The 25,863-nt window shown below is 75.3% G+C and carries 24 protein-coding genes and 1 pseudogene; 14 read left to right on the top strand and 11 right to left on the bottom strand.

The genetic code is table 11. The annotated features are described in order from the left end of the window. Positions 1-133: 133 nt before the first annotated feature. The 3 genes from AC0GKK_RS01625 to AC0GKK_RS01615 all read right to left on the bottom strand — a co-directional run bounded on the left by AC0GKK_RS01625 (position 134) and on the right by AC0GKK_RS01615 (position 2,652). Positions 134-1,162 carry a helix-turn-helix transcriptional regulator gene (locus AC0GKK_RS01625; RefSeq protein ID WP_489882978.1) on the bottom strand — a complete coding sequence of 343 codons (1,029 nt, stop codon included), beginning with the start codon at positions 1,160-1,162 and terminating at the stop codon, positions 134-136. After that, positions 1,159-2,151, bottom strand: coding sequence for a helix-turn-helix transcriptional regulator (locus AC0GKK_RS01620; RefSeq protein WP_489882977.1), 993 nt, complete (start codon positions 2,149-2,151; stop codon positions 1,159-1,161). Before AC0GKK_RS01620 ends, AC0GKK_RS01625 begins: the two co-directional genes overlap by 4 nt. Before the next feature lie 81 nt (positions 2,152-2,232). Next, complete coding sequence (locus AC0GKK_RS01615) at positions 2,233-2,652, bottom strand: hypothetical protein (RefSeq protein ID WP_489882976.1); 420 nt, start codon at positions 2,650-2,652, stop codon at positions 2,233-2,235. A gap of 152 nt (positions 2,653-2,804) precedes the next feature. Between AC0GKK_RS01615 and AC0GKK_RS01610 the strand changes: the two genes are divergently transcribed. From AC0GKK_RS01610 to glsA (AC0GKK_RS01580), 7 genes are all read left to right on the top strand, one after another. Next, positions 2,805-4,847, top strand: a complete 2,043-nt coding sequence (locus AC0GKK_RS01610) for a sensor histidine kinase (RefSeq protein WP_489882975.1) — start codon at positions 2,805-2,807, stop codon at positions 4,845-4,847. Further along, positions 4,840-5,502 (top strand): response regulator, encoded by a 663-nt coding sequence (locus AC0GKK_RS01605; protein WP_346107411.1) that lies wholly within the window; start codon positions 4,840-4,842, stop codon positions 5,500-5,502. The genes AC0GKK_RS01610 and AC0GKK_RS01605 overlap by 8 nt, the downstream gene beginning before the upstream one ends. 104 nt (positions 5,503-5,606) lie before the next feature. Beyond that, positions 5,607-5,846 (top strand): hypothetical protein, encoded by a 240-nt coding sequence (locus AC0GKK_RS01600; RefSeq protein WP_208823721.1) that lies wholly within the window; start codon positions 5,607-5,609, stop codon positions 5,844-5,846. Between the two features lie 64 nt (positions 5,847-5,910). Then, entirely contained in the window at positions 5,911-6,960 is a 1,050-nt protein-coding gene (gene glsA / locus AC0GKK_RS01595) for a glutaminase A (RefSeq protein WP_062395077.1), read from the top strand. 64 nt (positions 6,961-7,024) lie between these two features. Then, positions 7,025-8,113 (top strand): sugar-transfer associated ATP-grasp domain-containing protein, encoded by a 1,089-nt coding sequence (locus tag AC0GKK_RS01590; RefSeq protein WP_489882974.1) that lies wholly within the window; start codon positions 7,025-7,027, stop codon positions 8,111-8,113. Positions 8,114-8,225: 112 nt separating this feature from the next. Continuing rightward, positions 8,226-8,864: a DUF6226 family protein gene (locus AC0GKK_RS01585; RefSeq protein WP_489882973.1), complete on the top strand. Its 639-nt coding sequence runs from the start codon at positions 8,226-8,228 to the stop codon at positions 8,862-8,864. 51 nt (positions 8,865-8,915) lie between these two features. Further along, positions 8,916-9,911, top strand: coding sequence for a glutaminase A (gene glsA, locus AC0GKK_RS01580; protein WP_405417064.1), 996 nt, complete (start codon positions 8,916-8,918; stop codon positions 9,909-9,911). A 42-nt stretch (positions 9,912-9,953) separates the two neighbouring features. Here glsA (AC0GKK_RS01580) and pafA read toward each other — a convergent pair whose 3' ends face one another. Further along, positions 9,954-11,315: a Pup--protein ligase gene (gene pafA / locus AC0GKK_RS01575; RefSeq protein WP_062395087.1), complete on the bottom strand. Its 1,362-nt coding sequence runs from the start codon at positions 11,313-11,315 to the stop codon at positions 9,954-9,956. Between the two features lie 42 nt (positions 11,316-11,357). On the opposite strand from pafA, the gene AC0GKK_RS01570 reads away from it, so the two are divergent. The 4 genes from AC0GKK_RS01570 to AC0GKK_RS01555 all read left to right on the top strand — a co-directional run bounded on the left by AC0GKK_RS01570 (position 11,358) and on the right by AC0GKK_RS01555 (position 16,402). Next, complete coding sequence (locus AC0GKK_RS01570; RefSeq protein ID WP_357545625.1) at positions 11,358-12,935, top strand: bifunctional phosphatase PAP2/diacylglycerol kinase family protein; 1,578 nt, start codon at positions 11,358-11,360, stop codon at positions 12,933-12,935. Positions 12,936-12,940: 5 nt separating this feature from the next. Continuing rightward, a complete protein-coding gene (locus AC0GKK_RS01565) occupies positions 12,941-14,488 on the top strand; it encodes an amidohydrolase (protein WP_489882972.1) in 1,548 nt (515 codons plus the stop codon). Further along, entirely contained in the window at positions 14,481-15,116 is a 636-nt protein-coding gene (locus tag AC0GKK_RS01560) for a class I SAM-dependent methyltransferase (protein WP_208823731.1), read from the top strand. The genes AC0GKK_RS01565 and AC0GKK_RS01560 overlap by 8 nt, the downstream gene beginning before the upstream one ends. Before the next feature lie 140 nt (positions 15,117-15,256). Next, positions 15,257-16,402 (top strand): MFS transporter, encoded by a 1,146-nt coding sequence (locus AC0GKK_RS01555; RefSeq protein WP_489882971.1) that lies wholly within the window; start codon positions 15,257-15,259, stop codon positions 16,400-16,402. A 3-nt stretch (positions 16,403-16,405) separates the two neighbouring features. On the opposite strand, the pseudogene AC0GKK_RS01550 reads toward AC0GKK_RS01555, so the two are convergent. Beyond that, positions 16,406-16,816, bottom strand: a pseudogene (locus AC0GKK_RS01550) (SDR family oxidoreductase); the annotation flags it as partial. 179 nt (positions 16,817-16,995) lie between these two features. Between AC0GKK_RS01550 and AC0GKK_RS01545 the strand changes: the two are divergent. After that, positions 16,996-17,541, top strand: coding sequence for a pyridoxamine 5'-phosphate oxidase family protein (locus AC0GKK_RS01545; RefSeq protein ID WP_489882970.1), 546 nt, complete (start codon positions 16,996-16,998; stop codon positions 17,539-17,541). A gap of 11 nt (positions 17,542-17,552) precedes the next feature. Then, positions 17,553-18,155: a TetR family transcriptional regulator gene (locus AC0GKK_RS01540; protein WP_062395095.1), complete on the top strand. Its 603-nt coding sequence runs from the start codon at positions 17,553-17,555 to the stop codon at positions 18,153-18,155. On the opposite strand, the gene AC0GKK_RS01535 is transcribed toward AC0GKK_RS01540, so the two are convergent. The 5 genes from AC0GKK_RS01535 to AC0GKK_RS01515 all read right to left on the bottom strand — a co-directional run bounded on the left by AC0GKK_RS01535 (position 18,106) and on the right by AC0GKK_RS01515 (position 23,961). After that, positions 18,106-19,299 carry a 2Fe-2S iron-sulfur cluster-binding protein gene (locus AC0GKK_RS01535; protein ID WP_489882969.1) on the bottom strand — a complete coding sequence of 398 codons (1,194 nt, stop codon included), beginning with the start codon at positions 19,297-19,299 and terminating at the stop codon, positions 18,106-18,108. The two genes, AC0GKK_RS01540 and AC0GKK_RS01535, sit on opposite strands and share 50 nt — an antisense overlap. Beyond that, a complete protein-coding gene (locus tag AC0GKK_RS01530; protein WP_489882968.1) occupies positions 19,296-21,182 on the bottom strand; it encodes an NAD(P)H-dependent oxidoreductase subunit E in 1,887 nt (628 codons plus the stop codon). Before AC0GKK_RS01530 ends, AC0GKK_RS01535 begins: the two co-directional genes overlap by 4 nt. After that, on the bottom strand, positions 21,183-23,108 hold the full coding sequence (locus AC0GKK_RS01525; protein WP_405417028.1) for a molybdopterin oxidoreductase family protein: 1,926 nt from the start codon (positions 23,106-23,108) through the stop codon (positions 21,183-21,185). Between the two features lie 65 nt (positions 23,109-23,173). Next, the gene (locus AC0GKK_RS01520; RefSeq protein ID WP_489882967.1) at positions 23,174-23,299 is read right to left on the bottom strand and encodes a hypothetical protein; all 126 of its coding nucleotides are present in this window, start codon (positions 23,297-23,299) and stop codon (positions 23,174-23,176) included. After that, the gene (locus tag AC0GKK_RS01515) at positions 23,296-23,961 is read right to left on the bottom strand and encodes an NTP transferase domain-containing protein (protein WP_489882966.1); all 666 of its coding nucleotides are present in this window, start codon (positions 23,959-23,961) and stop codon (positions 23,296-23,298) included. Before AC0GKK_RS01515 ends, AC0GKK_RS01520 begins: the two co-directional genes overlap by 4 nt. Positions 23,962-24,012: 51 nt before the next feature. On the opposite strand from AC0GKK_RS01515, the gene fdhD reads away from it, so the two are divergent. Beyond that, on the top strand, positions 24,013-24,840 hold the full coding sequence (gene fdhD, locus AC0GKK_RS01510; RefSeq protein WP_062395101.1) for a formate dehydrogenase accessory sulfurtransferase FdhD: 828 nt from the start codon (positions 24,013-24,015) through the stop codon (positions 24,838-24,840). Positions 24,841-24,849: 9 nt separating this feature from the next. On the opposite strand, the gene AC0GKK_RS01505 is transcribed toward fdhD, so the two are convergent. Continuing rightward, the gene (locus tag AC0GKK_RS01505) at positions 24,850-25,806 is read right to left on the bottom strand and encodes a DMT family transporter (protein ID WP_405417024.1); all 957 of its coding nucleotides are present in this window, start codon (positions 25,804-25,806) and stop codon (positions 24,850-24,852) included. Between the last annotated feature and the right edge of the window lie 57 nt (positions 25,807-25,863).

The raw sequence follows: 25,863 nt of genomic DNA, 5'->3' as shown, positions 1-25,863 counted from the left end.
GTCGACACCGAGTGTAGACACGGGCGAATCGGTCGCCCGGTCCCCCCGTCCCGGGACGTGGCTCCGGTCACCCGGTGTTCATACCGTCGTCGTCATCCTGTCGCATTCCCCCTCCCGGGGGTGTCGGGGTGACTCAGGGTGATGCGTCGGCGATCCGGAGGGCCTCGCGGGCCCGTTCGCGCACCGCCGTCGCCAGCTCCGGGGGCTCGACGATGCGGGCCGCGCCACCGAGCCCCAGGACGAGGCGGACCAGCCAGTCGTCGTCGGCGAAGCGGAGCAGCACCCGCAGCTCGTCGCCGCCCGCCGCGGCGGGCACCGGGTCCGGCGCGCCGGGTGGCGGGTCGCCCTCGACCAGCTCACCGGCCCCGGTGCGCACCTCGTCGACCGGGTAGTACTCGGCGACCCAGTGCGCGTCCGGGTCGAGCTCCAGGACCGCGTACCGGTGCTCGGCGCGCGGGCTGAACAGCCCGTGCGAGACGTCGACGGGCCGGGCCTCGGGATGGGCGCGGGCCGGTTCGTCGAGCTCCTCGGCCTGCTCCACCCGGTCCAGGCGGAACATCCGCACGTCCTCGGCACGGCGGCACCACGCCTCCAGGTAGCCGCGCCCGCCGCTGACGACCAGCCGCATCGGGTCGACGTCGCGGCGGGACACCGCGTCACGGCCCGCGGTGAAGTAGACGATGCGCAGCGCGCGCCCGCGGTCGAGGGCCCGGCGCACGACGGCGGTGGTGTCGCGCTCGCCGATCCCGGACTCGACGGTGACCAGACCGCCCGGACCGGCCGCCTCCCCCACCGCGGCCTCGACCTTCGCGATGGCCCGCCCGACGGCGTCGGAGTCGACGACCCCGGCGGTCTGGTGCAGCATCCGCAGCGCCACGAGCAACGCGGTCGCCTCGGTGGTGGTCAGGCGCAGCGGCCGGGTCAGCCCGGCGTCGAAGACGACGTCGACGGTGTCCCCGGCGAAGGACAGGTCCACCAGGTCACCCGGCCCGTAGCCGGGCAGCCCGCACATCCACAGCAGTTCCAGGTCCTTGCGCAGCTGCCGTTCGTCGACGCCGAAGTCCGCGGCGGCCTCGGCGACCGGCACCCCGGGGTGCGCCCGCAGGTAGGGCACCAGCGACAGCAGCCGGGGCAGGCGCTGGGCGACGCCCTGGCGGCTCACGTGCGGGTCCCGAGGGCACCGGCGCCGAGCGCGGCCTCCCACAGCTCGCGGACCGCGCGGGCCAGCTCCGGCGGGTCGAGGACGGCGACGTCCGGGCCGTGCCCGGCCAGCCACCGCGCGACGGTGCCTCGGTCGCGCAGGTCCAGCTCGATCTCCACGCCCGGCCGTCCGGCGTGCTCGCGTGGCCCGCGCTCGCGGCCGGTGCGGCGCAGCCCGGCCGCGCGTCCCGCCGCGACCCAGACCCGTGCGGTGCCCGACACCGGCTGCGGGCCCGCCGAGGCACGCACCAGCGCCCGCAGGTCGACACCGTCGGGCACGGTGACCGCGCCCTCCGGTCCGACGGCACGCACCGGGCCCTCGACGCGGGAGAGCCGGAAACAGCGCACGTCGTCGCGGTCGCGGTCGTGGCCCACCAGGTACCAGCGGCCCCGGAACGACACCACGCCCCAGGGCTCGACGGTCCGCCGCACCAGCTCGCCGGTGGGGCCGCCGCGGCGGTGGTCGAAGGTGACCACGCGGCCGGTGCGCACCGCGCCCAGCAGCGGCGCGAGGGCCGGCTCACCCGCGGCGGCGCCCGGCCGGATCGCCGCGGCCGGGGTCTCGGCGACCTCGACGCCCGCGGCGCGCAGCTTCACCAGCGCCCCGTGCGCGGCGCCGGCCAGCTCCGGGGAGTCCCACAGGTTCCCGGCCAGCGCGACGACGGTCGCCTCGTCCGGGTCGAGGTGGATCTCGCCGAGCTCGTAGTCGGCCCGGGCGATCCGGTAGCCCTCGACGGTGTCGGACACCGAGTTGTGGCCGGTCTCCAGCGGCACGCCCAGCTCCCGCAGCTCGGCCTTGTCCCGCTCGAACATCCGGAAGAACGCCTCGTCGCCGGCGCCGTCGGCGTAGCCGGGGACGATCGACCGGATCCGCTCCGCGGACAGGTACTGGCGCGTCGACATCAGGCAGAGCACCAGGTTGACCAGTCGCTCGGCGCGGGCGGAGGACACGACGGGCATCGTAGCCAGGCCGGACGGGACGGATCGGGCGCCCCGGGCCGCAGGCACGCGGGACCGCGCCGGGGTGTCGCCTCAGGTCGCCGACGGCGCCGACACCCGGTCGCCGACGACCCGCACCATCCGCCCGCCGCCGAGCACGACTCCGGCGAGCGCGGCGAGCACGATCCCGACCTCCCCCGCCAGCCCGAACGGCAGCGCCGGGTTCACCGGCTCCACCGCCCCCTGCACCCCCACGAGGAAGATCAGGACGCCCAGGGGCGGCCCGAGGACGCCGCCCAGGACCCGCCACGCCATCGGCCGCCCGCGCAGCAGCCACACCCCCGGCCCGGTCGCCGCGAGCAGCAACGCGGCGAACCCCACCCCGAAGAACAGCTGGTCCAGCCCGCCCTCCGTGCCGGTCGCCCACAGCGTCACGACCTTCGCCGTCCACGCAACGCCGCCCAGCACACCCGCGCCCGCAGTGATCGCCAGCCATCGCTCGGTCCCTGTCATCGCCGTCCACCCTCTCTCCGTTCGCCCCGTCACCCGACGGACGACGACGAGTGCAGCGCGGGCGGCGGTCCCACGGCCAGGGACCGGTGTACCCGTCCGGTCTGTGACCGGTGTCCGGTGACAGCGGGACCCCGGCGCACGATGATGGGCCGGTGGAACCCGCCGGGATACGTCCGGCCCGCCGCGGCACCGTCGTCGCCGTGTGGGCGGTGGCCGTCGGGTCCGCGGTGTGCGTCGCCGCGGCCGTCCCGCCGGCGGTGGTGAACTGGCGGACTCTCGGGCCCGGGTCGGTGTACGTCGTGAACGCGCTGGTCGGGGTGCTCGTCCCGCCGGCGGGAGCGTTCGTTCTCGCGCGACGGCCGGGGCACCGGATCGGTCTGGTGCTCCTGTCTGCTGCCGGTCTCGGGGTGTCGTTCCTGGCGCTGAGCTGGGCCGACTACGCGCTGCGGAGCCGCCCCGGTGCACTGCCCGGGGCGGAGTGGGCGGCGCTGGTCGCGGGCGCCACCTGGACGCCGTTCCTGGCCCTCATCACGCTGCTGCCGCTGTGGTTCCCGGACGGACGGCCCGCCGGCCGGTTCTGGACGGTCGCCGAACGGGTGCTGCTGGTCGTGCTGGTCGCGGTACCGGTGCTGAGCCTGCTCGAGCCGCGGGTCGCCCTGGGACTGGCCGCGAACCCCCTGGTGACCGGCCCGCGGTGGGTGACGCCGCTGGTCGAGGGGCTCGTCGTGGGGTGCGTGTTCGCGGCGGCGTTCGTCTGCGTCCCCGCGGCGGTGGTGACCTATCTGCGGGGCGATGACGGGGAGCGGGTGCGGCTGCGCTGGTTCCTCCTGGCGGCCGCGGTGGTCGCGGCGTCGTTGTTCGTGCCGGGGCCACCGGTGAGCGACGTGCTCACCGGCCTGGCGCTGGGGCTGGCCGCGCTGGCGATCACTGTCGCGGTGGTGCGGCACCGGCTCTGGGGCGTCGAGCCCGCCCTGCACCGGACGCTGGTGTTCGGGACGGTCGCGCTGTGCCTGCTCCTGGTCTACGTCGGGGTGGTCGGTCTGGCCGACCGGGTCCTGCCCGAGGGCGCGGCGCTGCTGGGCGCGGCCACGGTCGCGCTGGTGCTCGCGCCGCTGCTGTCGCGGGTGAAACGGATGGCGCGGACCCTCATCCACGGCGACCGCGACGACCCCTACGCCGCGCTGACCCGGCTGGCCGAGCGGCTCGAGGCGAACCTGGACCCCGAGGACGTTCCGGGAGCGGCGCTGGCCGAGGTCCGCACCGCGCTGCGGGTCCCGTACGTGGCGTTGCGGGTCCACGACGGCCAGGCGGACGGGAGCGGCGGGGAGTGCGGCACCGAGTCGGTGCTCGGCCGCCGCCCCGGCGACGGGCGCGCGGTGGAGACGGTTCCGCTGCTGCACCAGGGGACCCCGGTGGGTGAGCTGCACGTCGCGACCCGCCGCCCCGGGGAGCCGCTGACCGCGCGCGACCAGGTCCTGCTGGCGGACCTGGCGCGCCCGCTGGCCGCGACGGTGCAGGCGGCGGTGCTGCGCTCCGAGCTGCGCCGGTCCCGGGAGGCGCTGGTGGAGGCGTTGGAGCGGGAACGGAGACGACTGCGGGCCGACCTGCACGACGGCGTCGGGCCGTCACTGGCGGCGCTGGTCCTCGCCCTGGACGGGATCGCGCACGCCGCACGGGGTGCCGACCCGGCCCGAGCGGTCCCGGACCGGGTGGACGCGGTCAAGTCCGAGGTCCGGGACGTGATCGGGGAGCTGCGGCGGATCGTGGACGCGCTGCGCCCCCCAGCGCTCGACGAGCTCGGTCTGGCCGGGGCGCTGGACCGGTACCTCACCACGTTCCGGCACACCGACAGCGCGCCGCGGTTCGTCGTGGAGAGCGGGTTGGACGGCACGACGCTGCCGGCCGCCGTCGAGGTCGCCGCCTACCGGATCACCTCTGAGGCGATCACGAACGTGCTGCGCCACGCGGCGGCCGGGCGGTGCTCGGTGCGACTGACCCTGGACGGGCCGAGGCTGTGCCTGGAGATCGAGGACGACGGCGCGGGCGGTGCGGCGCCGAGCGGCGGGACCGGTCTGGCCTCGATGTCGGAGCGGGCCCGGTCGCTGGGTGGGACGCTGGAGGTGCTCCCCGGAGTGCCCACGGGCACGCTGGTCCGGGCCGTGCTTCCGGTGGGCGGGGCACGGTCCGGTGGGTGAGCCGGGACGCCCGGTGCGGGTGCTGGTCGTCGACGACCACCCGCTGTTCCGGGCCGGGCTGCGCGGGGTGGTCGAGCGGATGCCCGACGCCGAGGTCGCCGGTGAGGCCGCGGACGGCGACGCGGCGCTCGCCGCCGTCGCCACCACCCGGCCCGACCTGGTGGTGCTGGATCTGTACCTGCCCGGTCCGGACGGGATGACGGTCACCGCACGGCTCGCCGAGCGCCACCCGGACGTCGCGGTCGTGGTGCTGACGATGCTGTCCGACGACGGCACGGTGCTGGCCGCGCTGCGCGCCGGTGCCCGCGGCTACCTGGTGAAGGGCTCCGACGAGGCCGAGATCGCCGCGGCGATCCGGATCGTCGCGGCGGGCGGGTCGGTGCTGGGGCCCGCGGTCGCCGACGCCGCCCTGGCGGTGCACCGGGGCACGGCTGCGGCCCCGGAGACGTTCCCGCAGCTCAGCGCCCGGGAACGGGAGGTGCTCGACCGGATCGCGGCGGGCCTGCCGAACCCGGTGATCGCAGCCGAGCTGCACCTGAGCCACCAGACCGTCCGCAACTACGTGTCGTCGATCTTCCTCAAGCTGGGGGTCGCGGACCGGGCCGCAGCGATCGTCGCCGCCCGCGACGCCGGTCTGGGGACCGGTCACCGCTGATCGGTGTCTCATCCTGCGACAGGGTCGTTGACGGCGGCGCGTGAACGGAAAAGGCTCGACCCGGGGTGCGGCGCCGCGGCCGTACCGGCACGTGGAGGTGGCGCATGTCCGGTGAGCAGGAGACGTTCAACCCGTGGACCGTGGTGAATCTGGTGTTCCACCACCTGGCCGACCAGGGTCTGCACCCGGTCCTCGGGGAGACCGGGGACCCGGCCGCGGCCGCGACCGGGCTGCTGCGGTCGATGGGGGTCGCCCCGGCGCCGGAGAAGGCGGGTCCGGCCGACCCGGAGGTACAGGACGAGCTGGCCGAGCTGCGCCGCCGGATCATGCCCGGGATCGAGTGACCCGGCACCGGTGATCTAGTTTGCGCTCCGCACCGGACGGACCGGTCCGCGAGGAGGGGCGCCGATGGAGCAGCAGACCGAGCGCGCGATCGTGCAGCGGCAGCTCGAGGAGCTGCACCGTGCGGTCGGGAGCCCCGGCGGGGTCCCCGACGGGCGGGTCGTCGCGTACTACCCGCCGTCGATGGCCGGGCAGGCGCAGCTGTTCGGGCTGGCCGCCACCGACATCGAGGGCACACAGTGGGAGGTCGGCGACGCCGGGGTCCGCTTCCCGCTGCACTCGATCTCCAAGGTGTTCACCTACGGCCTGGCGCTGGAGGACAACGGCCGTGAGGAGGTCCTGCTGCGGGTCGGGGTCGAGCCCTCCGGCGACCCGTTCAACTCGATCAGCTTCGACGAGGTCAACCACCGCCCGTTCAACCCGATGATCAACGCGGGGGCGCTGGTCGCGGTGAACCTGGTGCACGGCGCCACCAAGGAGGAGAAGGTCGAGCGGCTGCTGACCCGGCTGCGGATCTACGCGGGCAACCCCGACCTGGCCGTCGACGACGACGTCCTGGCCGAGCAGCTGGTCTCCAACGACCGCAACGTCGCCCTGTCGTACCTCATGCGCAGCCTGGGGATGCTGCACGGCAACATCGAGGACAACCTGTACGTCTACCTGGCGGCCTGCTCGGTGACCGTCACCGCCGCGGAGCTGTCGACGATGGCGGCGACCCTGGCCCGGGGCGGGGCGAACCCGTTCACCGGGGTGCCTGCGCTGCCCCGGACCTACACCCGTGACGTGCTCAGCGTGATGAGCATGTGCGGCATGTACGACGCCGCCGGGCAGTGGGCCTACGAGGTCGGGATCCCGGCCAAGTCGAGCGTGTCCGGGGCGATCCTGGCGGCGATCCCGGACGCGATCGGGGTCGGCGTCTACTCCCCCGGGCTGGACCGGCACGGCAACTCGGTGCGGGGGGTCGCGGTGTGCCGCGAGCTGTCCGACCGGTTCGGGCTGCACGTGTTCGCCGACCCGTCGGAGTCGCGGCTGGGCCGGATCGTGCGCCCGGGCCGGCGGGAGGAGGCGACCGAGATGTACCCCTCCGGCGACGGCTGGCTGCCCGACGGGCTCTAACGATCCGGCGCCGCGGACGAGTCCTCTGGGGGACATCGTCGTCGACACCGGGAGCAGGGCACGCATGGCCACGTTGGACGTCGTCGCGGACCGGGCGCTGCGCCGGGCCGGGGCCATCCGGTTCCACCGCCGCCACCGCGGGGAGGCTGCGGCGCTCCTCGCCGCGATCGAGGCCGAGCGCGGTCCGTCCGACCCGGCGACGGCCCGGGCGTGCGACGCCTGGGCCGGCGACGTGCTGGGCTGGCGCGGCTACGCCCCCTGGCTGCGCGTCTACGCCGCGGTGGCCGGGAAGTTCCGGGAGGGCTGGATCCCCGACAACTACTACGGCCGGGTCGTGCTCCCCGCGGTGCAGGGGCCCTACGGCGAGGTCTCGAAGCTCAAGCCGCTGTCGCGGCGGCTGCTGCGGTCCGACCTGTTCGCCGACGTCGCCTACTGGGTCAACGGCGGCCTCTACGACCGCGACCTGCGCCACCTCGACCGCGCCGGGCTCGCGTCGGTGCTGTTCGCCGGCTCCGACCGGGCGGTGTTCAAGTCCGACGACTCGATCCAGGGCGCCGGGGTGCGGGTGCTGCACCGGTCGGGGTTCGACCCCGCCGAGCTCGGCGGGCTGCCGTCGGGGGTGTTCCAGAGCTGGGTCGACCAGCACCCGCTGCTCGCGGGGTTCACCCCGGGCTCGGTGGCGACGATGCGGGTCACCACCGTCGTGACCGACGACGGCGTCGCCTCGGTCCGGGCCGCCTACCTGCGGTTCGGGCGCGCCGCCGACACCCACGTGCGCTCCGCCAGCCACGTGCGCGTCGCCGTGGACACCACGACCGGCCGGCTCGCCGACCACGGCCTGACCCCGCGCTGGACGCGCGTCGACGCCCACCCCGACTCCGGCGCGGGGTTCACGGGGACCACCGTGCCGGGCTTCGACGGGTGCGTCGCCGCGGTGCTGCAGCTGCACCGGGGGATGCCGTTCGCGCGCTGCGTCGGGTGGGACCTGGCCGTCGACGCCGACGAGCGGCCCGTCGTACTGGAGTGGAACGCCGGGCACAACGACATCAAGTTCTCCGAGGCCACCCAGGGTCCCTGCTTCGCGGACATGGGCTGGGAGCGGCTGTGGCGACCCGCGGCCCGGATCCCGGCCCCGCGGCGGCCCGGGCCGTAGGTCCGGTGACCGGACGCCCCCGGCCGGAGGGACGACGCCCCGGTGGCGTCGCCGATCCGGGCCCGGAGATTCCGGGTGCGCCCGGCCCGCGGGGTCCGGCACCCTGCCGGGCATGGACACCTACCGGCGACCGGACGTGCCGGCCGCCGTGTTCCACGACGCCACCGGCGCGGTCGTCCCGTACGGGAGCCGCTGGGGTCCGGACGGCCCGCCGGAGGACAGCTACTCGGTGGTGACCCACTCCGAGCGGTTCCGGCCGCTGCACACCGTCGCCGACGCCGTCGCCGCGCACCTGGCCGCCCGTTACGACGTCGATGTCGAGCACGAGGACGCCCCCGCCCGGGACGAGCCGGGCGCGGTCCGGGTGACGACGCTGCGCCCGCGCGACCCGGACGCGGCCACGGTGACGCTGGTCCGGACGGATTTCCCGGGCGTCGTGGTCCGGGCCGGGCACCTGCTGTCCGCGCACCTGCCGCCGTGCGGGTGCGACGCCTGCGACGACACCTGGGAGCAGGTCGCCGACGAGCTCGAGCACACCGTCGCGGCGGTCGTCGCCGGGACGTTCCGGGAGTGGTGCGCCCGTCGCGACGGCGTCACGTGGGCCGGGCACGCGCTCGGACCGCACCGCGGCAGGTCGTCGTCCGGGGAGACCGTCGCCGGCACCGCGTCCGACGGCCGTGGGGCGACCGCGTGCGCCGGCCCGGGTGACGCTCCGGTCGTGTGGGCGCCCTGGCCGCTGCGCCACGCCTGAGCCGCGCGCTCGCTACGGTGCGACCGGACACCCTCGACGAAAGGGACACCGATGGTCGCGCAGGCCGAACGCGAAATGGTCCAGCAGCAGTTCGAGGACCTCCGCAGCACCTGCACCGCCGGCAGCGGCATCCTGCTGCCCGGCGAGGAGGTCGTCAGCTACTACCCGCCGGAGATGGAGGCCCGCGCCGAGGAGTTCGGCCTGGCCGGCACGAACGTCGACGGCACGCAGTGGCAGGTCGGCGACTGCGACGTCCGCTTCCCGCTGCACTCGATCTCGAAGGTCTTCACCTACGGGCTCGCGCTGGAGGACAACGGCCTGGCCGAGACGCTGCGCCGGGTGGGGGTCGAGCCGTCGGGGGACCCGTTCAACTCGATCACCTTCGACGAGACGCACCACCGCCCGTTCAACCCGATGATCAACGCGGGGGCGCTGGTCGCGGCGAACATGGTCAAGGGGGCCACCAAGGAGGAGCGCGCCGAGCGGCTCCTGGAGCGCAACCGGGTCTACACCGGCAACCCGTCGCTGGAGATCGACCGCGCGGTCCTCGACGAGCAGCTGGTCTCCAACGACCGCAACCTCGGGCTCAGCTACCTCATGCGGAGCCTGGGCATGCTGCATGGCGACATCGACGACACCCTCTACGTCTACCTCGCCGCCTGCTCGATCACGGTGACCGCGCCGGAGCTGTCGGCGATGGGCGCCACCCTGGCCCACGGCGGGGTCAACCCGCTGACCCGCGAGCGCGCACTGCCGAGCGAGCACCTGCGCACCGTGGTCAGCGTGATGAGCATGTGCGGCATGTACGACGCCGCCGGCGAGTGGGCGCACGACGTCGGCATCCCGGCCAAGAGCGGGGTGTCCGGCGGGATCATGGGGGTGCTGCCGCGCTGGTTCGGGCTCGGCGTGTACTCCCCCGGCCTGGACCGGCACGGCAACTCGGTGCGCGGCGTCGCGGTCTGCCGGGAGCTGTCGTCGCGGTTCGGGCTGCACGTGTTCGCCGACCCGCAGGAGTCGCGGTTCGGCCGGATCGCCCAGCCCGACTGAGCCGTACCCCGGGGTGGGTGTCCACCCACCCCGGGGCCGCGGTCAGAGCGAGGCGATCAGGCGGTCCACCCGCTCGTCGACGGCGCGGAACGGGTCCTTGCACAGCACGGTTCGCTGGGCCTGGTCGTTCAGCTTCAGGTGCACCCAGTCGACGGTGAAGTCCCGTCCGGCCGCCTGTGCGGCGGCGATGAAGTCCCCGCGCAGCTTGGCCCGGGTCGACTGCGGCGGGGTGTCCTTGGCCGCCTCGATCTCGCCGTCGTCGGTGACCCGGTCGACCAGCGCCTTGCGCTGCAGCATGTCGAACAGGCCGCGACCACGGCGGACGTCGTGGTAGGCCAGGTCCAGCTGGGCGACGCGGGCGCTGGACAGCTCCAGGTCGTGCTTGGCCCGGTAGCGCTCCACCAGCCGGTGCTTGATCGCCCAGTCGATCTCCCGGTCGATCTTCGACAGGTCCTGGGACTCGACGGCGTCGAGGGTGCGGCCCCAGAGCTCGACCACGCGCGCCATCGCCGGGTCCGGGTGCCCGGTCGCCTCCAGGTACTCCACGGCGCGGGCGTGGTACTCGCGCTGGATGTCCAGCGCGGAGGCCTCCCGGCCGCCGGCCATCCGCACCGGGCGGCGCCCGGTGAGGTCGTGGCTGATCTCGCGGATCGCGCGGATCGGGTTGTCCAGGGTGAAGTCCCGGAACTGGACGCCGGCCTCGATCATCTCCAGCACCAGGGTGGCCGATCCGACCTTGAGCAGGGTCGTCACCTCGGACATGTTCGAGTCGCCGACGATCACGTGCAGCCGCCGGTAGCGCTCGGCGTCGGCGTGCGGCTCGTCGCGGGTGTTGATGATCGGCCGGGACCGGGTCGTCGCCGAGGAGACGCCCTCCCAGATGTGCTCGGCCCGCTGGGACAGGCAGTACACGGCGCCGCGCGGGGTCTGCAGGACCTTCCCGGCCCCGCAGATGAGCTGGCGGGTGACCAGGAACGGCAGGAGCACGTCGGCGATCCGGGAGAACTCGCCCTGCCGCGCGACGAGGTAGTTCTCGTGGCAGCCGTAGGAGTTCCCCGCGGAGTCGGTGTTGTTCTTGAACAGGTAGATGTCCCCGCCGATGCCCTCGTCGACCAGGCGTCGCTCGGCGTCGACGAGGAGGTCCTCGAGGATCCGTTCACCGGCCTTGTCGTGCGACACGAGCTGGGTCAGCGAGTCGCACTCCGCCGTGGCGTACTCGGGGTGCGACCCGACGTCGAGGTAGAGACGGGCACCGTTGCGGAGGAAGACGTTGGAGGACCGGCCCCACGACACCACCCGGCGGAAGAGGTAGCGCGCCACCTCGTCCGGGGACAGTCGGCGCTGCCCGTGGAAGGTGCACGTGACACCGAACTCCGTCTCGACCCCGAAGATCCGACGCTGCATGCCGTTCAGGGTAGGCGCCCGACCCCCTCTACTGTCACGACTGTGAGTGGATGGTTCGAACGCGTCGCCCGCAGGTCCCGTCGTCTGGACCGCGGGGTGGACTCGGTCTCCCGGGCCGACCGGGCGGTGACCGAGTTCATCGCGAGCCGTCCGCCGAGCCGGGTGGACACCTCGCTGCGCCGGCTCACCCGCACCGCCGACCACAGCGTGCTGTGGTTCACCATCGCGGCGCTGATGGCGGTGCGCCGCGGCGCCGGGCGCAAGGCGGCGATGCGCGGGATCGCCTCCATCGCGCTGACCAGCCTCACCGCGAACGCGCTGCTCAAGCCGTTGCTGCCGCGCCGGCGGCCGGCCGCGGCGGAGCTGCCCGTCTACCGGACGGTGGCCGACCCGCCGTCGTCGTCGTCGTTCCCGTCGGGGCACGCCGCCTCGGCCGCGGCGTTCGCGACCGCGGTGGTGATGGAGAACCGCCGGGCCGCACCGGTCGTGGTGCCGCTGGCGGCGCTGGTGGGCTGGTCGCGGGTGCACGTGGGCGTGCACTGGACCTCCGACGTGCTCGTCGGGGCGGCGATCGGCACCGGCGTGGCGAAGCTGACGAACCGCTGGTGGCCGGTGCGTCCCAGCGACGAGGCCCGCGCCCGCCCGATCGACACCGTCCCGGTCCTGCCGCAGGGCGAGGGCCTGGTCATCGTCTCGAACCCGTTCTCCGGGCCGCCCGACCAGGACGTGTCCGAGGAGGTCCGCGAGCGGCTGCCCGCCGCGCACCACCTCGTCGTCGGTGACGGGGTGAAGGTCGAGGACATGCTGACCGACGCCCTGGACCGGCTCGGCTCCTGGGTGCAGGCGGTCGGCGTCGCGGGCGGGGACGGCACCGTCGCGACCGCCGCCGCGGTCGCGGACCGGCACGGCCTGCCGCTGGTCGTCGTGCCCGGCGGGACCCTGAACCACTTCGCCCGCGACGTCGGTGTCTACGACACCCAGGAGGCCGTCGACGCCACCCAGGCCGGCGAGGCCGTCGCGGTCGACCTGGCCCTGGTCGAGGCCCATCCGGGCCGCCTGGACGACCCCGAGGACGTCTCGGTCACCCGCACCCGCTACTTCATCAACACCGCCTCGATCGGCTCCTACCCGGAGCTGGTGCGGCTGCGCGAGCAGTGGCAGCCGCGCTACGGCAAGTGGCCGGCGTTCGCCGCGGCACTGATCACGGTGCTCCAGCGCTCGGAGAAGATCTCGGTCCGGCTCGGGGACCGCTGGTACAAGGTCTGGTTCCTGTTCGTGGGCAACGGCCCGTACCACCCGCGCGGCGCGGTGCCCGCCTGGCGTCCGACGCTGGACTCGGGCCTGCTCGACGTCCGCTGGCTGCGCGCCGACGTGCGGTTCTCCCGGCTGCGGGTCGTCCTCGCGCTGATCCTGGGGGCCCTGGGGCACAGCCGGGTCTACCACCAGCGGGAGGTACCCAGCCTCGACGTCGAGCTGCTGGAGCCGAGCATGCTGGCCACCGACGGCGAGGTCGTCGAGGAGGCAGGGCGCTACACCTTCCGGGTCGCCGAGAAGCCGATCCCGGTCTACCGCCGCGACGAGGACCGCTGGACCGGGCGGGACCGCCCGTTCCAGGGATGAGCGGCGTGCCGACGGGCACCGTGGCGACGGACACCGTGGCGACGGGCACCGTGCTGCTGCGGTCGGTGCGGCCGCTGCGGCCCGGCTGCGACGGCCTGGGCGACCCCCTCGACGTGCTCCTGGCCGGGGGCCGGGTGCGCGCCGTGGGCGCCGGGCTCGACCCGGGCGGCGCCGAGGTCGTCGGGTGCGACGGGCGGGCGCTGCTCCCCGGGCTGTGGGACCACCACGTGCACATGGCGCAGTGGGCGCTGGCCCGCCGCAGGCTCGACGTGTCCGGCGCCCGCTCGGCCGCCGACGCCGCGGCACTCGTCGCGGCCCGGATGGCGACCGCACCGCCCGCCGCCGGTGAGGTACTGGTCGGGTTCGGGTTCCGCGACGCGCTGTGGCCCGACGAGGCGCACCGTTCGCTGCTCGACCCGGTCACCGGTGACACCCCGGTCGTGCTGGTGTCCGGGGACCTGCACCAGGGGTGGCTCAACGGCGCCGCGCTGGCCCGCTTCGGGCACGGCGGGCACCCGACCGGCCGGATCCGGGAGTCGGAGTTCTTCGCCGTCGTCTCCCCCGCGCTCCAGGACGCACCGACCGAGGTCCTCGACGGGTTCGTCGACGACGCCGTCGCCGCGGCGTCGGCGCGCGGGGTGGTCGGCGTCGTCGACTTCGAGGCGCCGTGGTCGCTGCCGGACTGGCGGCGCCGGATCGCCGGCGGCACGACCGGGCTGCGGGTCGAGGCGTCGGTGTGGCCCGACCGCCTCGACGACGCCCTGGCCTCCGGGCTGCGCAGCGGCGACGTCGTCGAGGGCACCGGGGGCCTGCTGACCGCGGGCCCGCTGAAGGTGATCACCGACGGGTCGCTCAACACCCGCACCGCCTACTGCTACGACCCCTACCCCGCGCCGGCGGAGAACCCCCTGGAGCACCCGTGCGGGCTGCTGCTGGTCCCGCCGGCACAGCTGCGGCCGCTCCTGGCCCGGGCGCACGCGGCCGGCCTCACCGCGGCCCTGCACGCCATCGGCGACCACGCCAACACCCTGGTCCTCGACGCGTTCGCCGAGACCGGCGCCCGTGGGCGGGTCGAGCACGCCCAGCTGCTCACCGCCGACGACGTGCCCCGCTTCGCCGGGCTCGGCCTGGTCGCGAGCGTGCAGCCCGAGCACGCCCTCGACGACCGCGACGTCGCCGACCGCCTCTGGGCGGGCCGCACCGGCCGGGCGTTCGCGTTCGCGACGCTGCACCGTGCCGGGGCCCGCCTCGCGCTCGGCTCCGACGCCCCGGTGGCGCCGCTGGACCCGTGGATCGCGCTCGCCGCGGCCGTGCACCGCACCGCCGACGACCGGGACCGCTGGCACCCCGAGCAGGAGATCGACCGCGCGACCGCGCTCGGTGCGTCGTTCGGGGTGGTCGACGGCTCGGCCGCCGCGGTCGCCGTGGGCGCGCCCGCCGACCTCGTGCTGACCGACGCCGACCCGACCTCCTGCGACCCGGCGACGCTGCGGGCCATGCCGGTCGCGGCGACGCTCGTCGGCGGCCGGTTCACCCACCGCGCCGGTGTCTGACCCGGGGGCGCACGAGCGGGTTCGGCTCCCGGGCGGGCCGCTGGACCTGCTGCGTCCCGCCGACCCGGACGCCGTCGCGTTCGACCCGGTCGCCGTCGACGAGGGTGTGGAGGAGCTGCACCCGCCGCACTGGGCGCGGCTGTGGCCGTCCGGGCGGGCGCTGGCGACGGCGCTGGACGACGCCGGTCCCGACCTGCTGGCCGGACGCTCGGTGCTGGAGCTGGGCTGCGGGCTGGGTCTGCCGTCGCTGGTGGCCGCCCGGGCCGGGGCGCACCCGGTGCTCGCGACCGACCGCTCGCCCGCCGCACCGGGCTGGGTGGCGGCGACCGCGCGCCGCGCGGGGCTGCGGGTCGCGACGGCGGTCGCCGCGTTCGACGGCTCCGGCGACGCCCTGACCGGCCGCGGCTGGGACCTGGTCCTGGCCGCCGACGTGCTCTACGGTGCGGCCGCCGCGGACGCGCTCACCGCGCTGCTGCCGCAGGTGACCGGCCCGGACGGGCAGGTGTGGCTGGCCGACCCGGGGCGGCCCGAGGCGCCCCGCTGGCTCGACGCGGCCCGGGAGACCTGGACGGTCACATCCCGCAGGCTGCCGGGCGGGGTGGACCTGCACGTCCTGCGCCGCCCCTGACCGTCCGGCCGGGGGCGGCGCAGGTGCGGATGCCGTCGCACCGACCGGCTGCGATCATGGCGGTGCACCGCGCAACGTCCACCGGAAGGGGTTCCGCCATCCTCCGCCTGCCTCGGGCCGCCGCCTTCCCCGGCCTGGCCGTGACGTTCGCCGTGGTCATGCTCGGGGCGACGATGCCGACCCCGATGTACGCGCTCTACCAGCGCGAGCTCGGGTTCTCGCCCACCGTCCAGACCGTGGTCTTCGCGCTCTACGCGGTCGGTGTGCTCGCCGCGCTGCTGGTCACCGGCCGGTGGTCGGACCAGCTGGGGCGGCGACCGGTGCTGCTGGCCGGTGTGGCGCTGTCGCTGGCGTCGAGCCTGGTGTTCCTGGTCGCGGGTCCGGTGTGGGTGCTGCTGGTGGGGCGGCTGCTGTCCGGGTTCTCCGCCGGGATCTTCGCGGGGGCGGCGACCGCCGCGGTCATCGAGGCCGCACCGGAGTCGTGGCGCGAACGCGGGGCCGCGGTCGCGACCGTCGCGAACATCGGCGGGCTCGGGCTGGGCGCGGCGCTCGCCGGGGTGGCCGTGGAGTACCTGCCCGCGCCGCTGCACCTGTCCTTCGCGGTGCACGCGGTCGCCGTCGCGCTGTGCGGGCTCCTCGTGCTGGGCGCCCCGGAGACGGTGACCGACCGGCCCGCGCACCCGGCCCTGCGGCCGCAGGTCCCCGAGGTGCCGCCCGCGGTGCGCGCCGTGTTCGTGCCGGCGGCGACGGCCGGGTTCGCCGGGTTCGCGGTGCTGGGCCTGTTCACCGCGCTGTCCCCGCGCATCGTGTCGGACCTGATCGGGATCCCGAACCATGCCGTCGCCGGGGCGATGTCGCTGCTGCTGCTGGGCGCCTCGGTGCTCGCACAGCTCGCGGTCCGCACCGCGCCCACCGAGCGGATCCTCGCCCTGGGCTGTGTGCTGCTGGCGGCCGGTCTCGCGCTCGTCGCACTGTCGGTGGCGCAGGGATCGATGGCCGAGCTGGTGGCCGGCGCGGTGGTCGCCGGGGCCGGTCAGGGCATGACGTTCTCCAAGGGCCTGGCCGCGGTGAACGCGCGGGTGGAGGCCCACCAGCGGGCGGGGACGACGTCGTCGTACTTCGTGGTGGTCTACGTGGCGATCTCGCTGCCGGTCGTCGGGCTGGGGGCGTCGAGCCAGGCGTGGGGGCTGCGGACCGCAGGGATCGCGTTCTGCGTCGCGGCCGCGGTGCTCGCGCTGCTGGCGCTGCTGGTCATCCGGCGGCGCGACGCGCGCGCGTCCGTGTGAGCCTCACCGGTAGCCGGTCGTGTCGGCGGGCAGTCCCGCGTCCTGGACCTCGGTGACGTAGCGCCAGGCGTCGGGCCGGGACCCGTCGACGTCGTCGACCCCGTAGACCCGCCCGAGCTCGCCCGAGGAGGTGGAGCGGCCGTTCCAGCGGTGCCGGTCGGGGTCGGCGGCCAGCGCGGCGATCCCGCGGCCGACGAACCGCGGGCTCTCCGAGATCGCGAAGTGCGGCTCGGTCACGCACGCGTCGCGCCAGGTGTCGGCGGTGACCCCGAACTGCTCCAGCATGATCTCCGAGCGCAGCCAGCCCGGGGTGACCGCGACCGCGGTCCCGCCGTGCCCGCGCAGCTCGTGCGCCCAGGACCGGGCCAGCCGGATGGGCGCGATCTTGGCCAGGTCGTAGAAGACGTTGAGCCGGCGCCCAGCTCGACCGCGATCCCCCGCCCGGCGCCGCGCGTCGCGCCCGCCACCAGCGCCACCCTGTCCCTCAGGTCCGTCACACCGGGCAGCCTGCCGGGGACCGAGTTGTTTGTAAACGAGCATTCGGTTATATTCGTCGGAGCCCACCCGAGCCGACGAGGGGACCGACCACCGGCATGTTCGAGACGACCACCGAGCTCACCGACCTCCAGCGACTGCTGGACGCCTCCGTCTCCGGAGCCGGGAACCACCTGCGCAGCATCGTCACCCCGGGGGAACGGACGCTGACCGCCGCGCAGCTCGTCCGGGTCGCCACCGGGATCTGCACCCTGGCGCTGGCCACCACCACGCGGCGCGGCGAGCCCCGGGTCAGTGGTGTGGACGGACACTTCCTGCACGGCGCGTGGGTCGTCGGCACCGACCCCGGCGCCGTGAAGGCACGTCACCTCGCGGACCGCCCCGCGGTGAGCGCCGCCCACCTGCGCGGCGACGACCTCGGGATCTTCACGCACGGGACCGCGCACCCGCTCAACCCGGCCGGCGCGCCCGCGCACCCCCGGTGGCCCGCGACCCTCGACCACCTGCAGCGCTGCTACGGACCGGAGGGGTTCGTCTGGGACGAGGTCGTCTTCTACCGGATCGAGCCGACCTGGATGGTCGCCTACAGCCCCGACCCGGCCGGCCTCGCCGGGTCCGCGGCGTCGACGGCGCCGCCCGCCTGAGAGGGTGAGCCGTGCCCCGTCGCAAGCAGGTCCCCGACGCGGACGTCCTCGACGCCGCCCTCGACGTGCTGCACGCCCGCGGGCCGCAGGCGCTCACCTTCGCCGCGCTGGCCGGGGCGAGCGGTCTGGCCCCGGCCACGCTCGTGCAGCGCTTCGGCGGCAAGTCCGACCTGCTGCGCCGGACCCTGCTGCACGCGTGGGACCGGCTCGACCGCGAGACCGCCGGGAGCGGCGCCGAGGCGGAGCGCACGCCGGAGGGCGCCGTCGCGTTCCTGGTCGGGTTGTCGGGGCAGTACGGCGGGATCGACAGCTACGCCGACGCACTGCTGGTCCTGCGCGAGGACCTCCTCGACCCCGACGTCCGACGGCGGGGCGCCGCCTGGCGGCAGGCGCTCACCGACGTCCTCGACGCGTGCCTGGCCGGCACCCCGGGCGCCCCGGACGGCGCCGGCGCGCTCCTGGCGACCCACTGGCAGGGCACCCTGCTGTGGTGGAGCTTCGACCCCCGGCTGCCGGTGGCCGAGCACGTGGAGCGGGAGCTGACCCGGTTCGTGGCCGCGGTGCTCACGCCTCCGGCAGGTTCTGCACGTGCCGGAACCCGAACCGGCCCTTGATGCACAGGTGCCCGTGGGTGACCGAGTGGTCCGCCGGGCTGGTGACGTTGACGATCTCGCCCCGCTGCACGTGCAGCTCCAGGTTGCAGCCGACCCCGCAGAACGAGCAGATCGTCGTCGTGACGGTCTCCTCGTCGGGGTGCCAGTCGCCTGCCTCGCGGCGGTCGTGCTCGGCGACGGACTTCAGCGCCCCGGTCGGGCAGACCCCGATGCAGTTGCCGCAGTAGACACAGGCCGACCCGGGCAGCTCGACGTCGTGCTCGGTGGCGATGCGGGCGTCGAACCCGCGGCCCGCGGCGGCGATCGCGAACGTGAACTGGGCGTCGGTCCCGCAGGCGTTGACGCACTTGTAGCACATGATGCACCGCGAGTAGTCCCGCACGTAGAGCTCGTTGTCGATCTTCACGGGCTGGGCGACGGTGGCCCGGGTCGCGCCGTCGGGGGCCGGGTGGTGACCGGCGTGGCGGCGGTCGCGCTCCCCCGCCGCGGCCGGCGGGGCGGGTGGGCCGTAGCGGTCGGGGTCGACACCGTAGTCGGTCATCCAGCGCGCCACGTCGGCGCTCGCCTGGGTCATGTCCACCGAGGACGCCAGCAGTTCGAGGACCATCCGGCGGCTGTGCCGGACCGTGTCGGTGTCGGTCCGCACCTCCATGCCGTCCTCGCAGCGCCGCGCGCAGGAGGGCACCAGCGCGCGGGAGCCCTCGACCTCGACCACGCAGACCCGGCAGGCGTTCACCGGGTCCATGTTCGGCGCCCAGCACAGGGTGGGGGTGTCGGCCTGGGCGGGCGAGCCCTCGCGGTGCAGGGCGTCGAGGATCGTCGCGTCCTCCGGGACCCGGACCTCGGTGCCGTCCAGGGAGACGGTGACGGTGCGCCGGATCGCGCCGAGCATCACCGGGCCGCCGGCGAGCCGTTCGGCCGGTCCGGGACCGGAGCCCGCCGGGTCGGCGACGGTCACGCCGACCGCGCCGGCCCCGTTCGTGCGGTGCAGGGCGGCGACGCCCTCGCCCGCGCCGGGGCCGTCGCCGGGGGTGCCGTCGCCGGACGACGCGTCGGCCTCGGGCGCACCGTCGACCTCCCCGGCCCGGGGTGCCCGCGAGCCGCCGCCCGGCCCCATCGGGCCCTTCCCGCTGGTCGTGGTCATCGACGCCCTCCGTGTCCGTTCGACGAGTGCGACGGCGCCGCGATCAGCCCCAGGTCGAGTGCCGAGGCGACGGCCGACGGCGCGGTCTGCCCGAGCCCGCAGATCGACGCGTCGCGCATGACCCGCGCGAGGTCGTCGAGCAGGCCCAGCTCGGTCTCCCGCGACCCGAGCGGGGCACCGCGTTCCAGCCGGGCCAGTGCCTCCTCCTGGCGGACCGTCCCGACCCGGCACGGCACGCACTGCCCGCAGGACTCGTCGCGGAAGAAGGCCGCGATCCGGCGGAGGGTGGCGGTGAGGTCGGCGCGGTCGTCGAACACGAGCACGACACCGGACCCGAGGGTGGCGCCGATGTCGCGGGCCCCCTCCAGGGTGAGGGGCACGTCGAGGTCCTGCGGGAGGACGAACCCGCCCGCGGCGCCGCCCAGCAGCACGGTGCGCAGCGTGCCGCGGGTGCCCCCGGCGAGGTCGAGCAGCTCGCGCAGGGTGGTGCCGAAGTCGACCTCGTACACCCCGGGGGCGCCGACGGCACCGGAGACGCAGAACAGCTTGGACCCGGTGGACCGGCCCCCGCCGACCGCGGCGAACGCCCCGCCGCCGATGTTCAGCACCTCCAGCACGTTGTAGAGGGTCTCGACGTTGTTGATCGCGGTCGGCTTCCCGAACAGCCCGGAGGTCGCCGGGAACGGCGGCTTGTTCCGCGGCTCGCCCCGGTAGCCCTCGATCGACTCCAGCAGCGCGGTCTCCTCACCGCAGATGTAGGCGCCCGCCCCGCGGCGCAGGTCGATGTCGAAGGCGAAGCCCTCCCCCATCACGTCGTCGCCGAGGTGGCCGCGCGCCCGGGCCGCGGCGATCGCGTCCTGCAGCCGGCGGGTGGCCAGCGGGTACTCACCGCGGACGTAGAGGTGCCCGACGGTGGCGCCGGTGACGTAGCCGGCGATCGTCATGGCCTCGACCAGGCCGAACGGGTCGCCCTCCATGAGCACCCGGTCCTTGAAGGTGCCCGGCTCGGACTCGTCGGCGTTGCAGACGAGGTGGTGCGGGCGCTCCGGGGACTGCGCCACACCCTCCCACTTGACGCCGGTGGGGAACGCGGCGCCGCCGCGCCCGGTGAGCGAGGCGTCCTTGAGCTCGGCGATCACCCGGGAGGCGCCGAGGCGGACCGCGCGGCGCAGGGCCGCGTAGCCGCCGCGGGCGCGGTAGTCGTCGAGCGAGGTGGGGTCGACGACGCCGACCCGGCGCAGCAGCCGCAGGTGCTCCCCGGTCCGGGTCTGCGGGGCCGAGACGGTGGTGTCGGCGAAGGCCCGGTCGGCCTCGGCCGCCTGCTCCCCGGCCGGGTCGGCGGGCGCGTGCGCCGCGGTGAGGACGGCCTGCGGGGTCGCGGGGGCCTGTGACAGGTCGGGCTCGCCCGCGCGCTGGTGCAGCACCGCGGGCGCCCGCTCGCACAGTCCCAGGCAGGGGCTGCGCACCACGCAGGCGCGCCCGCCGTCGAGGTCGCGCTCCAGCGCCGCGACGATCTCCTCGCCGCCGGACGGGCCGCACGCCACGTCGTCGCAGACGTGCACCACCCGCGGCGCGCGCGGCTCCACCGAGAACATCGCGTAGAAGGTGGCGACGCCGTACACCTCGGCCGGCGGGACCTGCAGCGTCCGCGCGACGTGGTTCAGCGACCCCTCCGACAGCCAGCCCGCCGCGTCGTGCACCGCGTGCAGCAGCGGCAGCAGCAGGTGGCGCCGCGAGCGGGCGGCGTGCCCGGCGTGCGCCGACCGGGTCGGCCGGTCCCCGGCGGTGGCGTCCGCGGCGGTGGGGGCGAGCAGCGCGAACGCGGCGTCGATCGTGTCCCGTTCGGCCGCGGTCGGTGCGGCGGTGGAGATGTGGAGATCCATTCACAGCCTCTCGATCCGCACGGCGGTCGCCTTGAACTCCGAGGTGCCCGACTTGGGGTCCCAGGCGTCGTTGGTGAGCGCGTTGACGTCGACCTGCTCGGTGAAGTGCGGGGTGAACGACGCCAGCCCCGGCCGCAGCGACCGGTCGACCCACACCGGCGCCTCGACACTGCCGCGACGGCTGGTGACCCGCACCCGGTCGCCGTCGGTGACGCCGAGCGCGGCGGCGTCGGCCGCGTCGATGCGCAGCGACTCGCGGCGGCGCAGCGGCGAGGCGTAGCCGCCGGTCTGCACCCCGGAGTTGTAGGCGTCGAGCAGCCGCACCGTGGTGAGCCGGATCGGGTACTCCTCGGTGAGCTCGTCGGCCGGCGGGACGTGCTCGACCGGGGTGAACGGCGCCGGCGCGCCGCGCTCGTCCGGGTCGTCGGCCCACAGCCGGGTGTGCATCAGCGGGGTGCCCGGGTGATCCTCGGCGGGGCAGGGCCACTGGATGCCGCCGAGCGCGTCGAGGCGGTCGTAGCTCATGCCGTGGTGCCAGTTCAGCGACACCGAGCGCAGCTCGTCCCACACCTGCTCGGCCGTCGGCTCGCCCCAGTCGTGCCCGAGCCGCTGCGCGACGCCGCAGATGATGTGGGTGTCGGGGCGGGCCAGGCCCGGCGGGTCGAGGGCCTTGCGGACCCGCTGGACGCGGCGCTCGGAGTTGGTGACGGTGCCCTCGTACTCGCACCAGTCCGCGGCCGCGGGCAGCACGACGTCGGCGAGCTCGGCCGTCGCGGTGCGGAAGATGTCCTGGACGACGAGGTGGTCGAGGGAGGACAACAGGTGCCGGGCGTGGGTGGCGTCGGCCTCGGACTCGGCCGGGTTCTCCCCGATGCAGTACAGCGCGCTCATCTGTCCGGCCTCCATCGCCTCGAACATCTGCGACAGGTGCCGGCCGGGACGGTCGGGGAACTCGACGCCGCCGTAGACGGCGTGGAAACGGGCGTGGGCCTCGGCGTCGCCGACGTCGTAGCCGCCGGGCAGCTTGGCCGGGATGGCACCCATGTCGCCGCCGCCCTGCACGTTGTTCTGCCCGCGCAGCGGCACCAGGCCGGAGCCGTAGCGGCCGACGTGCCCGGTCAGCAGCGCGAGGTTGATCAGGGCGAAGACGTAGTCGGCGGCGTTGTGGTGCTCGGTGATGCCCAGGGTCCAGCAGATCTGGGCGCGGTCGGCGCGGCCGTAGGCGTGCGCCAGCTCCCGGATCGACGACGCCGGTACCCCGGTGATCTCCTCGGCGCGCTCCAGCGTGTACGGCTCCACCGCGGCCCGGTAGTCCTCGAAGCCGGTGGTGGAGCGCTCGACGAACGCGTGGTTCACCAGCCCGGCGTGGATGATCTCGCGGCCGACCGCGTTGGCCAGCGCGATGTCGGTGCCCACGTCGAGCCCGAGCCAGGAGTCCGCCCAGTGCGCGGTGGAGGTGTGGCGCGGGTCGACCGAGAACATCCGGGCGCCCTTGCGGATCCCCTGCAGCACGTGGTGGAAGAAGATCGGGTGCGTCTCGCGGGCGTTACTACCCCACAGGACGAGGAGGTCGGCGTTCTCCGCCTCGACGTAGGCGGAGGTGCCGCCGCCGGCACCGAACACTGCCGTCAGACCGACGACGCTGGGAGCGTGTCAAGTGCGGTTGCAGCTGTCGACGTTGTTGCTGCCCATCACCGCCCGGGCGAACTTCTGGGCGACGTAGTTCATCTCGTTGGTCGCCTTGGAGCAGCTGAACATGCCGAAGCGGTCGCCCGGGACACCGGCGAACCCGGCCGCGGCACGGTCGAGGGCCTCGTCCCAGGACGCCGGGCGCAGCACCCCGTTCTCGCGGACCAGCGGCTCGGTGAGGCGGACGTGGCGGGGGCGGAAGCCCCGGCGCGATCCCTGCGGGCGGGTGGCGGTCATCGTCGACCTCCGGGGTGGTGGTGGTGACCTTCGGCCTCCGCACCGTAGCAAGGTCGAGACCCCCGTCACACCCCTTCGAGCTCGTCACCGGTCACCAGCGGGAACCACGGCGGCAGCGGCCCCGTCCCGCCCGCGACGGCCACCGGGCGCCCCAGCTCCCCCGCCGTGCGGGCGCGGACGGTGCGGATCACGCCCCCTCGACCAGCCGCACCGCGGGCAGCGGGCGGGCCCGGGCCGCGGCCAGCTCGGCGGGGGTGTTGACGTTGGTCAGCGACGCCAGGTCCGGGTCGAGGCGGGCCAGTACCGGGTCGCTGCGCAGGGTCTGCTCGCCGAGCCGGCGCACCGCGACCCGGTCGAACAGCGACGGCGGGCGGCCCTGCCCGGCCGCGGTCAGCCCGTCGATCACGGGGGCGAGTGCGGTGGCGTAGGCGGCGGCGAGCGGCTGGTGGTGCCCGAACGCCTCGGGCAGCGCGACGTCGTGCTCCCCGCGCAGGTCCAGCACGCGGGCGGCGAAGGCGGGGTGCAGCAGCGGCAGGTCGACCGACGCGACGAACGCCGCCTGCGCCCGGCCCGCGACGGCGGCCAGCCCGGCGCCGATCGCGGGCAGCGGGCCGAGCCCGGGGACCGGGTCGTCGACGACCTCGGTGCCCGGCGGCAGCTCCGGCAGCTCCTGCCCGGCGGCACGCACCACGACCAGCGGCCCGTCCACCGCCCGGCCCAGTACGGCGACGGTGCGGGTCAGCAGCGCCGCCCCGTGCCAGTCCAGCGACGCCTTCGCCGACCCCATCCGCGAGGACGCACCGCCCGCCGGCACGATCCCCGCCCCCGGCCGCCGCCCCCCGTACCCGCGCACGCGGCTGATCCTCCTCCTACCCTGGGGGGTCGACAGCGGGAGGGGATCGGAATGGGACGGCTCACCGTGCGGCGACCGGTGCTGCACCTGAACGCGGACGGCAGCACTCGCTCGCGGCCGGACACCCTCGTGGCCGAGGAGCCGCTGGAGCTGCGCGTCGGGGGGAAGGCGCTGTCGGTGACGATGCGCACCCCCGGCCACGACGTGGAGCTCGCGCACGGGTTCCTGCTGACCGAGGGTGTGATCGGCTCCGGGCTGGACCTGGCCGGGGCCCGGTACTGCAACTCCGTCGACGAGCAGGGCCGCAACACCTACAACGTGCTCGACGTGGACCTGGCCGAGGGCGTCGCCCCGCCGGACGCGTCGGTGGAGCGGAACTTCTACACCACCTCGTCGTGCGGGGTGTGCGGGAAGGCCTCGCTGGACGCGGTGAAGCTCAAGACCCGCCACTCCCCGGCGGCGGACCCGCTGCGGATCGGCCGGGAGCTGCTGCTGGAGCTGCCCGACCGGCTGCGCGAGCACCAGAAGGTGTTCGGCTCCACCGGCGGGCTGCACGCCGCCGCCCTGTTCGACGCCGACGGCGGCCTGCTCGCCGCCCGCGAGGACGTGGGCCGGCACAACGCGGTGGACAAGGTGCTGGGCCGGATGGTGATGGACGGCCGGGTGCCCGCCACCGGCACCGTGCTGATGGTGTCGGGGCGGGCGTCGTTCGAGCTGGTGCAGAAGGCCGTGATGGCCGGGGTGCCGATGCTCGCGGCGGTGTCGGCGCCGTCGTCGCTGGCCGTCGAGCTGGCCGAGGAGTCCGGGATGACCCTGGTCGGGTTCCTGCGCGGGCGGACCGGCAACGTCTACACGGGGGCCGAGCGCATCGAGCTGTGACCAGGCGGGTCAGGCCCGCGGGGTGAGCGTGGCCCAGGCCCGTTCGTGGCGGTCCACCACCCGGCGCAGCCGCCCGGTGGTCCCGGCCGGACCGACCAGCGCGGCGACGGTGGCGACGACCAGCGCGCAGCCCGCGACCTGCCACGCGGTCAGGGTCTCCCCGAGCACCAGCATGCCGAGCACCACCGACAGCACCGGGTGCACCAGCAGCAGCGCCCCCGCGGTGCCCGGCGCCAGCCCGGCCGAGCCGCGCCCGATCAGCACCCAGGACACCACCTGCCCGGCCAGCGCCAGCACGATCAGCCAGGCCCAGGTCGTCGCGGGCAGGGCGACCGCGATCCCGCCCCCGGCGACGCCGACGATCCCGCAGGTCACCCCGGCCCCGACGGTCGCCAGCGCGACCGGGGTCACCAGGTGACGCGGACGCCCCCGCGACACCGAGCGGTTCAGGTGCAGGAACCCGGCGTAGGCGATCCCGGCGAGGGTGCCGAGCACCGCGCCGCGCACCGGCTCCGGTCCGCCGACCCCGGCGCCGAGCACCCCGCCGGCCAGCGCGATGCCGCCCAGCAGCAGCGGCGCCGCGTACACCAGCCGGCGCGGGACCCGCTCCCCCGCGACGGCCCAGGCGATCAGCGGCAGCGCCAGCACCTGGATGTTGAGCACCACGTTCGCGATCCCGGCGCCCGCGTCGAGCACCGCGCGGGTCCACAGCAGGAAGTCCGCACCCAGGAACACCCCGGACAGCAGGGACCAGCCGACCGTCGCCGGTGGGAGGCCACCGGCGCGGCGGTACTCGGCCAGTGCCCACGGCCCCAGCACGACCAGGGCGAGCACGCACCGCCAGACCGACGCCGTCGCCGGGTCGGCGCCCGCGAGCGCGACGAGGATGCCGGTCCAGGCCAGGACCGAGGCGCCGGCGACGAGAAGGAGGGCGGAGTGCGGATCGGGGGTGGTGCGTGCGTTCACGTGCTCCACGATCCCCGCCGGCACCGCGAAGCTCCAATGATTGTTCCTACCCGGTAC

The organism is Pseudonocardia sp. P-1, from assembly GCF_058111925.1.
This window is presented reverse-complemented; position numbering and strand designations above follow the sequence as displayed.